The sequence below is a fragment of the Streptomyces montanus genome (assembly GCF_005786655.1).
GTDB classification, from domain to species: Bacteria; Actinomycetota; Actinomycetes; order Streptomycetales; family Streptomycetaceae; genus Streptomyces; species Streptomyces sporangiiformans.
Map to the genome: position 1 here is coordinate 57,887 of NZ_VBZC01000041.1, position 12,864 is coordinate 70,750.

The window sequence follows — 12,864 nt, forward strand, 5'->3', positions numbered from 1 at the left end:
GAAGGAAACCCCCGCGAGGACGTGACTCGCGGGGGTTTTCCGCGCTCGCGGGGGTCTTCCGCAAGCCGGGGGTGGGGCTCTCCGCACCCCCGCCGTCCACCGATCGGTGGACGGCAAGTTCCATCGAGTACCTCTGTCTGCCAACTGCCCTGCTCAGCAAGGCTTTTGGGCATGAACTCACTTACTGTGCGCATGGCTCGCTGGAGTGCGCTGCACCCCTGGCGGGCGATCATCGGCTGGCTGGTGTTCGTGGCGCTGTGCCTGGCGGTCGGCAGCGCTGTCGGGCTCAACAGCGCGAAGACCGCGGACTACCGGGTCGGCGAGGCCGGCCGCGCCGAGGCGATGGCCGCCGAGGGAAACCTGGAGCGCAGGTCCACGGAGCAGGTGCTGATCTCCGCCCGCTCCGACGCCGGTCTCGACCGGGGAGCCGCCGAAGTGTCCGCGAGGGCCGCCGCGGAGGACCTGACCGCCCGGATGGAGCGCCTGCCCGAGGTGGCGGGTGTGGCCGACCCGCTGCTGTCCGAGGACGGCCGGATCCTCATGGTCGAGGTGGCCCTCAAGGGCGAGGAGCGGGACGCGAAGGACAAGGTCGACGCGCTGCTCGCGCAGACCGAGGCCGTACAGAAGGCGAACCCCGAGCTGCTGCTGGAGGAGACCGGAAGTCCCTCCGTCAGCAAGGGAGTCGACCAGCAGCGCGGCGACGATCTGGCACTCTCCGAAGCGATCACGTTGCCCGTCACACTGATCACGCTGCTGATCGTGTTCGGTTCGGTGACGATGGCCGGGGTGCCGCTGCTGCTCGCGCTGTCGTCGATCGCGGCGGCCGTCGGGCTGTCGATGGTGGTCTCGCACCTCTCCCCCGACACCGGAGTCGGGACCAACATCATCCTGATGATCGGGCTCGCGGTCGGCGTCGACTACACCCTCTTCTATCTCAAGCGAGAGCGCGAGGAGCGGGCGCGCTCCGGCGGGAGGCTGAGTTCCGAGGCGCTGGTGGAGCTGGCCGCGGCGACCTCGGGCCGGGCGGTCGTGGTGTCCGGGCTCGCGGTCGTGGTCTCCACGGCGACACTGTTCCTGGCCTCCGACGTGATCTTCTCCTCGCTGGCCACCGGCACCATCGTGGTCGTTCTGGTGGCGGTGCTCAGCTCCCTGACCGTGCTGCCCGCGCTCCTGGTCAAGCTCGGCAAGCGGGGAGAGCGCAGTTCGTCGCGCCATGCCGCGCGCGGCAAGCGGCCGCTGCGGGTGCGGGGCGAGGGCGGCGGCCGGGTGTGGACGGTACTGCTGCGGCCCGCGACCCGGCATCCCATGGCCACCCTGTGCCTCGCGGTCGTCGCTCTGCTCGCGCTCGCCGCGCCGCTGGCCGGGCTGAAGATCACGGAAATGAGCCGGGACACGCACTCCCGGGACATCCCCGCCATGCAGGTGTACGACCGGCTCAACGAGGCCTTTCCCGAGCGGCGGGTCACCCACGACGTCGTCGTACGCGCCGAGGCCGGGCGTTCCGGTGAAGTGAGGGCGGCCCTGGAGGAGCTCGCCGAACGCGCCGACGCGGACCCGCTGTTCACCGGGGAGTCCCGGATACGCACGTCCGACGACCGGCGGACCAGCGTGCTGGAGCTGAAGGTTCCGCACCTCGGCAACTCGGACGAGGCGTACGACTCCCTCGACCATCTCCGGGACGACTACGTGCCCGCCACCATCGGCCGGATCGACGCGGCCGAGACCGGTGTGAGCGGTGACGTCGCCCGCTACGCCGACTATCCCGCGCACCAGAACGGCAAACTGCCCCTGGTCCTCGGCGCGTTGCTCCTTGTGACCTTCGCGATGACCGTGTACGCGTTCCGTTCGGTGGTGCTGGGCCTGCTCGGTGTCGTACTGAACCTGCTGTCCGCGGCGGCGGCACTCGGGATGCTCGTCCTCGTCTTCCAGAACGGCTGGGCCGAGGGGCTGCTGAACTTCGAGTCCACCGGGTCGATCGGGTCGCGGGTGCCGCTGTTCCTGTTCGTGATCCTCTTCGGGCTCTCGATGGACTACCAGGTGTTCGTGGTCAGCCGGATCAGGGAGGCCGTGCTCGCCGGCGTACCGACGCGGCAGGCCGTGCTGGACGGGATCCGCACCTCCGCGGGGGTGGTGACCAGCGCGGCCGTGGTGATGATGACGGTCTTCGTGAGCTTCGTCTTCCTGCACATCATCGAGATGAAGCAGATCGGCTTCGTCCTCGCGACAGCCGTACTCCTGGACGCCTTCATCATCCGGATCATGATCCTGCCGGCGGCGATGCTGCTGCTCGGCGAGGCGAGCTGGTGGCCCTCGCACGGGGCGCGGCGGCGGCCGACGGCTGATCGCCGGGAGGCCGAAGCGGCCACCAAGTCGCCGGTGCCGGACGTACGTTGACGTCATGACCGCCTCCGCCCTCCGTGGACACACCGACCCCTTGTGGGCCGTCACGCTCCGCCGCTGGAACGCGGCGTGCTGGGTGCTGTTCGGCGCGATGGCGATCGGGCTCGCCGCGCTGGACCGGCCCGGCGCGAGCAAGTACTGGACGCTCGGACTGCTCGGGTGTCTGATGCTCTGCTACGCGGTGGTGGACCGGTTCCCGGACAATCCGGTGCTGCGCCCGCACACCTATCTGCTGATACTGGCCGCCACCCTCGGCGCGTTCGCGTATCTGCACGCCTCCTTCGGGACGCTGTTCATGGTGACGCTCCCGCACTTCTGGATGTTCGGCCGTACGCGGCGGGCCTCGCTGGGGTTCCTGGGACTGGCCGCCGGGGGGACGCTGGCCGGGAGCTGGTTCCGGCTCGGCCCCTCGGCGACGTTCTTCGGCGAGACCCTGATCCCCGTGGTGATCGTCGTGGCCGTCGGGATGCTGATCGGGCTGTGGGTGCACTCGGTGGTCGCCCAGAGCCATGAACGGGCGCGGCTGATCACCGAGTTGGAACAAGCCCAGTTCCAGCTGTCCCAGGCGCATCAGCGTCAGGGGGCTGCCGATGAGAGGGAGCGCATGGCACGCGACATCCATGACACGCTCGCGCAGGGCTTCGCCTCGATCATCGCGCTCGCGGAGGCGGCACGGGCCGGACTGGACACCGATCCGGCACGCAGCGCACAGCAGTTGCGGTCGATCGAGTCCACGGCGCGCGAGAACCTCGCGGAGGCGCGGGAGCTGGTCGGCTCCGCGCAGCGCGGCGGTCAGGTGGCGGCGGGTTCGGTGGCCCACACGCTGCGCCGGACGCTGGACCGTTTCGTGGAGGACACCGGGCTCGCGGTCGACGCGGAGCTGGCGGACATCGAGGCGGACTTCGAGTGCGACCAGCCGACCCGGATCGCGCTGCTGCGCTGCACACAGGAGTCACTCGCCAATGTGCGCAAGCACGCGCGCGCGTCCACGGTCGGGGTCGTGCTGGCCCGGCAGCCGTACGGGGTGGAGCTGGAGATCACGGACGACGGGGCGGGGTTCGTCGTGGGGCAATCGGCGGGGTTCGGGCTCGACGGGATGCGCAAACGGCTGGCGGAGCTGGGCGGGGAGCTCACGGTGACCAGCTCGGTGGGGGACGGGACGCGCGTACTGGCGACGATCCCGATGGACGGCGAGACCGGCACGATCGGCGAGACCGGCGAGGAGCTGACATGACCGGCGGCGGAAAACTGCGGATCATCGTGGTGGACGATCACACGGTGATGAGGGCCGGTGTGGTGGCCCTGCTGGCCGCCGAGCCCAGCATCGAGATCGTCGGCGAGGCAGGCGACGGCCGCGCGGCCCTCGAACTCGTCGCCGCGCACGAGCCCGACGTGGCTCTGGTGGACCTGCGGATGCCCGTATTGGACGGGGTGGCGACGACCGCGGAGATCGTGGCCGCGTACCCGCGTACCAGGGTCCTGATCGTCACCACCTACGACACGGACGCCGAGATCGAGCGCGGGGTCGAGGCAGGCGCCATCGGCTACCTGCTGAAGGACGCCACCCGCGAGCAACTGGTCGACGCGATCCACGCGGCCTCGCGCGGCGAGACGGTCCTGGCGCCCCGGGTCGCGGAAAAACTCGTCGCCCGCATGCGCCGCCCCGCCCATCCTCCCCTCACGGCCCGCGAGACCGACGTCCTCAACGCCGTGGCCGACGGCCTCACCAACGCCGAGATCGGCGCCCGCCTGGTCATAGCCGAGGCCACGGTCAAGACCCATCTCCTCCGCCTCTTCGCCAAGCTGGACGTGAACGACCGGACTCGGGCGGTGGTGGTGGCGATGGAGCGGGGGCTGTTGCGAAGGTCTTCCGGTATGGGGGGCTCCGGGTGATAGTTACGGAATGCCCAGGGAGATGACGTACCGCTGCTATACGTGTGGCACCTACGAGCCGCACCGTCAGCCGCGGGACGACCGGGAACGGAACGTGATCCGGAAGCTGGCCAAGAAGCGGAAGGGCAACGCGTTCGTCGACGACTACTGGATCTGCGTCAGCCGCGACCGCGACTGCCGCAACATCCGGTACGCGTACGACGACAACCCCTTCGACCCTCCCGTGAAGATGCCCGAGCCCGAATGAGCCCCCCGCTCCCTCACAGGTTGCTGAAGTCCGGACCCGCCGTACGCGTGCGCTTGATCTCGTAGAAGCCCGGGACGGAGGCGACTAGCAGGGTGCCGTCCCAGAGCCTGGCGGCCTCCTCGCCCTTGGGGGCCGGCGTGACGACGGGACCGAAGAAGGCGAGCTGTTCGCCGTCGGCGCCGGGGACGGCGATGACGGGGGTACCGACGTCCTGGCCGACCTTGTCGATGCCTTCCTTGTGGGAGGCGCGCAGCTCGGCGTCGAACTCGAAGTCCTCCTGGTCCGCGTACTCGATCAGGTCCGCGGGGAGACCTGCGTCGTCGAGGGCGGCCGCTATCGCCTCGCGGGTCGGGCCCTCGCCCTGGTTGTGGAAGCGGGTGCCCATTGCCGTGTAGAGCGGGCCGAGCACCTCGGCGCCGTGCTTCTGCCAGGCGGCGGTCACCACCCGGACCGGGGCCCAGGCCTTGGTGGACAGCAGCTCCCGGTACTCCTCGGGCAGCTCGTCCAGCTTCGGCTCGTTCAGGACGGCGAGGCTCATGATGTGCCAGCGGACCTCGATGTCCCGGACCTTCTCCACCTCCAGGACCCAGCGCGAGGTCATCCACGCCCAGGGGCACAGAGGGTCGAACCAGAAGTCGACGGGGGTCTTGCCTGAGGTCTGCTCGGACATGGCTCTCCTCGAAAAGGACAAAAGGGCGGCAACGGTCGCTGCCAGGGTGCTGTCTACCAGCCCCAACGCCGTCGGTCACGCGGCTCATTCCCAGGTGCCCGGTGTCAGTGGCACATGGGAGGATCAGTGCTGTTCGGAGGAGACGCAGCCCGTCATACAGCCACGAGGGAGTGCCGCCCGTGCCCGGTGAGAATCTGTCCCGCGACGAGGCCCGCGAGCGGGCCGCCCTGCTGTCCGTCGACGGGTACGAGGTGTCGCTCGACCTGCGCTCCGCCGTCGGCGACACGGACGCCGAGCCGCGGACGTTCCGGTCGGTGACGACCATCCGCTTCCGCTGCGCCGAGCCGGGCGCCACCAGCTTCGCGGACCTGATCGCGCCGAGCGTCACGGCCGTCTCCCTCAACGGCAAGGACCTCGACCCGGGCGCCGTCTTCGACGGCTCCCGCATCCTCCTGGAGGACCTCGGCGACGACAACGAACTCATGGTCGACGCCCAGTGCGCCTACAGCCGCACCGGCGAGGGCATGCACCGCTTCGTGGACCCGGAGCACGGCGAGGTCTACCTCTACACGCAGTACGAGCCGGCCGACTCCCGCCGCGTCTTCGCGAACTTCGAGCAGCCGGACCTCAAGGCCCCCTTCCGGTTCGAGGTCCGGGCCCCCGAGGACTGGGTGGTCTGGAGCAACGGGGTGGGTGAACAGCACGACGGCGTATGGCGGTTCGCCGAGACGAAGCCCATCTCGACGTACATCACGGCGTTCGTCGCCGGCCCGTACCACTATGTGACGGACCGCTACTCCCGCACCTTCGAGGACGGTACGACGCTGGAGATCCCCCTGGGCGCCCTGTGCCGCAAGGGTCTCGCCCGGCACTTCGACGCCGACGACGTGTTCCTGGTGACCAAGCAGGGGCTGGACTTCTTCCACGACCACTTCGACTACCCGTACCCGTTCGGGAAGTACGACCAGGCGTTCGTACCGGAGTACAACCTCGGCGCGATGGAGAACCCGGGGTGTGTGACCTTCCGCGAGGAGTTCATCTTCCGCGGCAAGGTGACACAGGCGGCGTACGAGCGCCGGGCGAACGTCATCCTGCACGAGATGGCCCACATGTGGTTCGGCGACCTCGTCACCATGGAGTGGTGGGACGACCTGTGGCTCAAGGAGTCCTTCGCGGACTTCATGGGGACCTTCACGACGGCCGAGGCGACCCGCTTCACCGACGCCTGGATCACCTTCGCCAACAACCGCAAGGCATGGGCGTACCGCGCCGACCAGCTGCCCTCCACGCACCCGATCACGGCCGACATCCGTGACCTGGAGGACGCCAAGCTGAACTTCGACGGGATCACGTACGCCAAGGGCGCGTCCGTTCTCAAGCAGCTGGTGGCGTACGCCGGGCGGGAGGCGTTCCTCGAGGGCGCGCGGCGCTACTTCAAGCGGCACGCGTACGGCAACACGCGCCTGGGCGATCTCCTCTCCGTCCTGGAGGAGACGAGTGGCCGCGACATGGCCGCCTGGTCGCGGGCCTGGCTGCAGACCGCCGGCGTCAACTCCCTCACACCGCAGGTGCTCCTGAGCGCCGAGGGGCGCATCGACGAGGTCGCGATCCTCCAGGAAGCCGCCGAATCGCACCCCCAGCTGCGGCCGCACCGGGTGGCGGTGGGCCTGTACCGGCGGTCGCCCGAGGGCGCCCTGGAGCGGTACGCGCGCGCCGAGGTGGACGTCGACGGCCCGCGCACGGTCGTGGCCGAGCTGGCCGGTGCCGACGCCCCCGAGCTCGTGCTGGTCAACGACGACGACCTGACGTACTGCAAGATCCGCTTCGACGAGGGCTCGCTGGCGACGCTGCGGGAGCGGCTCGGCGACCTCACCGACCCGCTCGCCCGCGCGCTGTGCTGGTCGGCGCTGTGGAACCTGACCCGCGACGCCCTGATGCCCGCCCGTGACTTCATCGATCTCGTCCTGCGCTTCGCGGGCCGCGAGTCCGACATCGGCGTGCTCCAGATGCTGCACGCATGGGCGAGGTCGGCGCTCACGCACTACGCGGCGCCCGACTGGAGGGACGCGGGCGGACTGCTGCTCGCCGAGGGCGCGCTGCGCGAGCTGCGGGCGGCCGAGCCCGGCAGCCAGCACCAGCTGACATGGGCGCGGTTCTTCGCGGCGGTCGCGGCCGGCGAGGACGATCTACAGCTGCTGCGGGGCCTGCTGGACGGCACGGACAAGTTCGACGGGCTGGAGGTCGACCAGGAGCTGCGCTGGGCGTTCCTGGAGCCGCTCGCCTCGCGCGGCGCCGCCGACGAGACCGTGCTCGCGGCCGAGCTGGCCCGCGACGACACGGCGTCGGGCAATCGCCACCAGGTCCGCTGCCTCGCCGCCCGCCCCTCGGCCGCGGTGAAGGCCCAGGCGTGGGCGGCCGTCGTCGAGTCGGACACGCTCTCCAACGCACTGGTCGAGGCGACCATCGCGGGCTTCGCCCAGCCGTCGCAGCGGGAGCTCGGCGCTCCCTACGTCGCCAAGTATTTCGAGGCGATCGAGCGCGTCTGGGAGGAGCGGTCCATCCAGATCGGCATGAACGTGGTCAAGGGACTGTTCCCGTCCCTCCAGGACTCGCGGGCGACGCTGGACGCGACCGACGCGTGGCTGGCTTCGCACCAGAGCACGGCACCCGCTCTGCGCCGGCTCGTACTGGAGGCGAGGGACGACCTCGCTCGGACGCTGCGGGCGCAGGCGTGCGACGGGGCCGCCGCCCGCTAGGAAACGGCGACTTCGCCCCACCCCGGCCGCGTGTTGACGCGTACCGTCCATAACAGTTACGGAATGCGGGTAATCGACGCCGTAACCCCCATACGGACCAGGGGGTTTCGGCAATCGAACGTCTGCACTTTAGGGCGACCTTGTCCGTATTTGTCGACGGGAATGTAACAGCGGTTACGGGGCGGATCGGGCGGGGGGACATTGCGGGGCATGAACCACAACACCCCGCTCTCCCCCCGCCCCCTCCACCATCTGTCCGACGTCCAGCGGCGTGTGCTGAGCACCGCGCAGCTGCGGGCGCACGGCGTGAGCACCTCCGAGATCAACGAGCAGTGCCGTCCGGGCGGGGCCTGGCAGCAGATCCTGCCCGGCGTCGTCCTCCTCCACCCGGGCCCGCCCACCGGCGAGGAACGACTGCACGCGGTCCTGAAGTACGCCGCCCGTTCGCCCCTCCGGGCAGCACAGGGGATCCCGGCCCAGCCGGCTCCCGCCGGGCCCGCCGGACCTGCCGGGCGCGATGCCGAGGCCGGGGCTGCTCCTCAGCGGTACGCCGACCCCGTGATCACCGGCCTCGCCGCCCTCACCCTGCACCGCTTCTCATCGGCGCCGCCTCTGCTGTCCCTGGAGCACATCGATGTCCTCGTCCCGCGGCTGCGCCGCCTCCGCTCCTCGGGCTGCGCGCGCATCGTTCGCACCTCCGTGATGCCGGCCCCCGAACAGATCACCGGCTTCCCGGTGGCCCCCGTCGCCCGCGCCCTGGCGGACGCGGCCCGCGAACTCGCGGACGCGGGCGCCGTACGCGGTCTGCTCACCGAGGCAGTACGCGGCGGCCACTGCGAACCGGCCGCCGTGGTACGGGAGTTGACGCAGGCCCGACTACTGAGCCGTCCGCACGTGGTGGACGCGGTGAACTCACTCCTGGCCGAGGGCCGGGCGATCGCGGAGGACCGCCTGTACCGCATGGTCCGCGAGAACGGCCTCCCCGACCCGGTCTGGAACGTCGACCTGCGCCTGCCCGGCGGCCCCTACCTCGGCGGCCTCGACGCCTACTGGCCCGAACAGGCCGTCGCCCTCGAACTGGACACCCGCACCCCACGCCCGGACGAGGACGCGCTCGGGTCCGAGTACGCCCGCAAACGCGAGCACCTGGAACGCCTCGGCATCACCGTCGTCCACATCACGCCGCGAAAACTCCGCGACGCGATGGAACAACAGGCGGCCGTCGTACGCACCGCTCTGATGGCGTCGGCGGATCGCGACCCGGCGGCATATGTGGTCGTGCTGCCTCGGTCGTGAGGGACCGACCGGGCAGCTCTACTCGCAGAACTCGGCCTCGATGACCGCCTCGGCGTCGCCCGCGAATTCGCCGTTGAAGTTGAACGCGAGGGCGTGGCGGCCGTCCCGGGTCGTGAACGCCGCCGTCGAGCTGCCGTGGACGTCGCCGCCGTGGCCCCAGACCACCTGGCCGCAGCTCAGCTTGTACCGGATGAGACCGAGACCGTAGCGGCGGCTGTCGTTCCATCGGACAGTCTTCGTCATCTCGGCCATCTGGGGCTTCTGCAACAGTTTCCCGCGCAGCAGCGCCGTGTAGAAGGTCATCAGGTCCGCGGAGGTGGAGATCGCGTCGCCGGACGCGCCCGCCACCGAGGGGTTGTACTCGGTGAGGTCGTGGATCCGGGCGTCCGGGTCCTTGGAGAGCTTCGAGTAGCCCCGGCTGCTCGGCCGCGGCAGAAGCGGGTCGGTGCCCGGTGAGCGGGTGCCCTGCAGGCCGAGGGGCTGGATGATGCGCCGCTGGATCTCGTCGGCGTACGAGTGGCCGGTGACCTTCTTGATGACCATCCCGCCCAGGATGAAGTTGGTGTTGGAGTAGTTCCAGTCCTCTCCCGGATCGAAGTCCGGCTTGTGCCGCATGGCCATGGCCACCATCTGCTCGGCGGTCCAGGTGTCGTAGCGGTGTTCGAGGAACTCCTCGCTGAACACCCTCTGCTGGTACTCCGGGTCCGCGAGTACGTCGTAGATGCCGCTGGTGTGGTTGAGGAGTTGACGGAGGGTGATGCGGCTGCCGTCGTTGTCGTTGCCCTGGACTACGCCGGGGAGCCAGCGCTCGACCTTGTCGTCGAGGTCGAGCTCGCCCTCCGCTTCGAGCTGGAGGAGCACGGTGGCGATGAACGTCTTGGAGATGCTGCCGACGCGGTAGTGGTCGTGGGGGCTACGGGGCTGTCCGGTTCTGATGTCCCCCACACCTGAAGTGCCGCTCCAGGTGCCGTACTTGTCCTTCGCCTGAGCCGTGACGCCGGGTACGCCGTCCTCGACCGCGGCGTCCATGGCTCGCTGGGTGGGACTGTGGCGGTCGGTAGCGGGTGCCGATGCCGCGGCGGGTGCCGCGAACGTTCCCGCCGTGACCGCGATCGCCGCGGTCACTCCTATCAGTGTGGTACGCGTTGACATGTCTTCCCCCATATACAAGTCATTTGGCGCAGTACTCCGCGTCGATCACCGCGTTGCTGTCCCCCGACCAGGTGCCGTTGAAGTTGAAGGCGATCGAGTGGCGGCCGTCCGCCGTCGTGACCGCCTCCGAGAGCGAACCGAAGAGTTCGCCGCTGTGGCCCCAGACCACGACGCCGCAGCTCAGCTTGCGTTCGATGAGGCCCAGGCCGTAGCCGGCGCCGGGGGCTTCGTCGACCTTGACGGTCGTCTTCATCTCGGCGAGCTGGGCCTTGGGAAGGAGCTTGCCGCGCAGCAGGGCCGAGTAGAAACGGTTCAGGTCGGCGGAACTGGAGATCATGGAGCCCGAGCCCCCGGCGAGCGTGGGGTTCAGTTCCGTGACGTCGTACGTCGGGCCGGTCGTGGACTCGGCGAGCTTCGCGTACGCCCGGCTGCTGGGCTGCGGCATCTTCGGGTTCGTACGGGGGACGGATGTGGCGTGCAGGCCGAGCGGTTCGATGATGCGGCGGCGGATCTCATCCCCGTACGAGTGACCCGTGGCCTTCTCGATCACCATCGCCGCAAGGGAGTAGTTGGTGTTCGAGTACTTCCAGTCCGTCCCCGGCGCGAAGTCCGGCTTGTTCGCCATGGCGTACTTCACGAGCCGGCCGAGGGTCGCCGTGTCGTAGCGGTTCTTGAAGAAGCCATCCTTGCGGATGTACTTGCGTATGAACTCCTTGTCGTCGCGGTAGTTGAAGATGCCGCTCGTGTGGTTGAGGAGCTGGCGGAGGGTGATGCGGGTGCCGTCGTGACCGTTGCCCCGGACCACGCCCGGCAGCCACTGGTCCACCTTGTCGTCCAGGGAAAGTCTTCCCTCGGCCTCCAGTTGCAGCAGCACCGTCGACACGAAGGTCTTGGTGATGCTGCCGACGCGGTAACGGTCATGGGCGGAACGCGGCTTGTTGGTCTTGAGGTCGCCGACGCCCGAAGTGCCCTTCCAGGTGCCGTACTTGTCCTTCGCCTGACCGGCGACACCGGGTACGCCGTCCTCGACCGCGGCGTCCATGGCCCGCTGGGTGGGGCTGTGATGGTCGGTCGCGGGTGCCGAGGCCACGGCGGGTGCCGCGAACGTTCCCGCCGTGACCGCGATCGCCGCGGTCACTCCTATCAGTGCGGTGCGCACTTTCCTGTCTTCCTTCCTGTGACCTGTGGAGTTACTTGGCACAGAACTCCGCCTCGATCACTGCTTCGCTGCTCCCCGACCAGTCGCCGTTGAAGTTGAACGAGAGCGAGTGGCGGCCGTCCGCCGTCGTGACCGCCTCGGACGACGAGCCGTGGATGCCACCGCCGTGGCCCCAGACGACGGTGCCGCAGCTCAGCTTGTGTTCCATCAGACCGAGCCCGTAGCCGGCGTCGGGGATTTCGTCGACCTTGACGGTCGTCTTCATCTCGGCGAGCTGCGCTTCGGGCAGGAGCTTGCCGCGCAGCAGGGCCGAGTAGAAACGGTTCAGGTCGCCGGAGTCGGAGATCATCTCGCCTGCCGCGCCGGCGAGTGAGGGGTTCAGTTCGGTGACGTCGTACGTCGGGCCGGTCGCGGTCTCGGCGAGCTTCCCGTATGCCCGGCTGCTGGGCTGCGGCACCTTCGGGTTCGTACCGGGGACGGATGTGGCGTGCAGGCCGAGCGGCTGGATGATGCGGCGGCGGATCTCGTCCCCGTACGAGTGGCCCGTGGCCTTCTCGATCACCATGCCCGCCAGGATGAAGTTGGTGTTCGAGTAGTTCCAGGACGTGCCCGGCGCGAAGTCCGGCTTGTGGGACGTGGCGATCCGCACGAGTCGCTCGGGCGTCACCGTGTCGTAGCGGTGCTTGAAGAAGCCGTCCTTCAGGAAGAACGTCCGGCCGAACTCCTCGTCCGCTGTGTAGTTGAAGATGCCGCTCGTGTGGTTGAGGAGCTGGCGGAGGGTGATGCGGGTGCCGTCGTGACCGTTGCCCCGGACCACGCCCGGCAGCCACTGGTCCACCTTGTCGTCCAGGGAAAGTCTTCCCTCGGCCTCCAGTTGCAGCAGCACCGTCGACACGAAGGTCTTGGTGATGCTGCCGACGCGGTAACGGTCGTGGGCGGAACGCGGCTTGTTGGTCCTGAGGTCGCCGACGCCCGAAGTGCCCTTCCAGGTGCCGTACTTGTCCTTCGCCTGACCGGCGACACCGGGTACGCCGTCCTCGACCGCGGCGTCCATCGCCTCCCGCGTCGCGCGGTGGCCCTGGCCGGTCGGGGCCGGGGCGGCCGTCGCGGACGCGGTGAACGAAGCCGCGGTGAGCGCCACGGCTCCCACCAGACCGAGACGCAGTGTTCGGGATCCCATGTCGTGTCCCTCTCGTCGATGACACATCGCCGGGAGGGACCGGGTGTCGGGGCGCGAGGGTTGCCTGCCCCGGGCGGGTTGGGCGCTTTTGAGCCCCCCTTCGGAGGAACT

Annotated in this window: 10 protein-coding genes; 6 read left to right on the forward strand and 4 right to left on the reverse strand. The window is 69.4% G+C overall.

The genetic code is table 11. The features are described from left to right. The first annotated feature begins 171 nt into the window (after positions 1-171). Genes FE633_RS31110 through FE633_RS31125 form a run of 4 tightly spaced genes read left to right on the forward strand, consistent with a single transcriptional unit; the run spans position 172 to position 4,540 of the window. Positions 172-2,394, forward strand: coding sequence for an MMPL family transporter (locus tag FE633_RS31110; protein ID WP_138048507.1), 2,223 nt, complete (start codon positions 172-174; stop codon positions 2,392-2,394). A 4-nt stretch (positions 2,395-2,398) separates the two neighbouring features. Continuing rightward, positions 2,399-3,634, forward strand: coding sequence for a sensor histidine kinase (locus tag FE633_RS31115; protein ID WP_138048508.1), 1,236 nt, complete (start codon positions 2,399-2,401; stop codon positions 3,632-3,634). After that, complete coding sequence (locus tag FE633_RS31120; protein ID WP_138048509.1) at positions 3,631-4,293, forward strand: response regulator; 663 nt, start codon at positions 3,631-3,633, stop codon at positions 4,291-4,293. Before FE633_RS31115 ends, FE633_RS31120 begins: the two co-directional genes overlap by 4 nt. A 10-nt stretch (positions 4,294-4,303) precedes the next feature. Beyond that, a complete protein-coding gene (locus FE633_RS31125) occupies positions 4,304-4,540 on the forward strand; it encodes a hypothetical protein (RefSeq protein WP_138048510.1) in 237 nt (78 codons plus the stop codon). Positions 4,541-4,553: 13 nt separating this feature from the next. Here the strand turns inward: FE633_RS31125 and FE633_RS31130 are convergent, their stop codons facing one another. Then, on the reverse strand, positions 4,554-5,210 hold the full coding sequence (locus FE633_RS31130; RefSeq protein ID WP_138048511.1) for a mycothiol-dependent nitroreductase Rv2466c family protein: 657 nt from the start codon (positions 5,208-5,210) through the stop codon (positions 4,554-4,556). 179 nt (positions 5,211-5,389) lie between these two features. Between FE633_RS31130 and pepN the strand changes: the two genes are divergently transcribed. Both pepN and FE633_RS31140 read left to right on the forward strand, forming a co-directional pair. Then, a complete protein-coding gene (gene pepN, locus FE633_RS31135) occupies positions 5,390-7,966 on the forward strand; it encodes an aminopeptidase N (protein ID WP_138048512.1) in 2,577 nt (858 codons plus the stop codon). A 210-nt stretch (positions 7,967-8,176) separates the two neighbouring features. Further along, positions 8,177-9,262 (forward strand): hypothetical protein, encoded by a 1,086-nt coding sequence (locus tag FE633_RS31140; protein ID WP_138048513.1) that lies wholly within the window; start codon positions 8,177-8,179, stop codon positions 9,260-9,262. Between the two features lie 18 nt (positions 9,263-9,280). Here FE633_RS31140 and FE633_RS31145 read toward each other — a convergent pair whose 3' ends face one another. Genes FE633_RS31145 through FE633_RS31155 form a run of 3 tightly spaced genes read right to left on the reverse strand, consistent with a single transcriptional unit; the run spans position 9,281 to position 12,753 of the window. Next, positions 9,281-10,414, reverse strand: coding sequence for a serine hydrolase domain-containing protein (locus tag FE633_RS31145; protein ID WP_138048514.1), 1,134 nt, complete (start codon positions 10,412-10,414; stop codon positions 9,281-9,283). 19 nt (positions 10,415-10,433) lie between these two features. After that, positions 10,434-11,573 carry a serine hydrolase domain-containing protein gene (locus tag FE633_RS31150; protein WP_246113912.1) on the reverse strand — a complete coding sequence of 380 codons (1,140 nt, stop codon included), beginning with the start codon at positions 11,571-11,573 and terminating at the stop codon, positions 10,434-10,436. A gap of 31 nt (positions 11,574-11,604) precedes the next feature. Further along, positions 11,605-12,753, reverse strand: coding sequence for a serine hydrolase domain-containing protein (locus FE633_RS31155; RefSeq protein ID WP_171060182.1), 1,149 nt, complete (start codon positions 12,751-12,753; stop codon positions 11,605-11,607). Between the last annotated feature and the right edge of the window lie 111 nt (positions 12,754-12,864).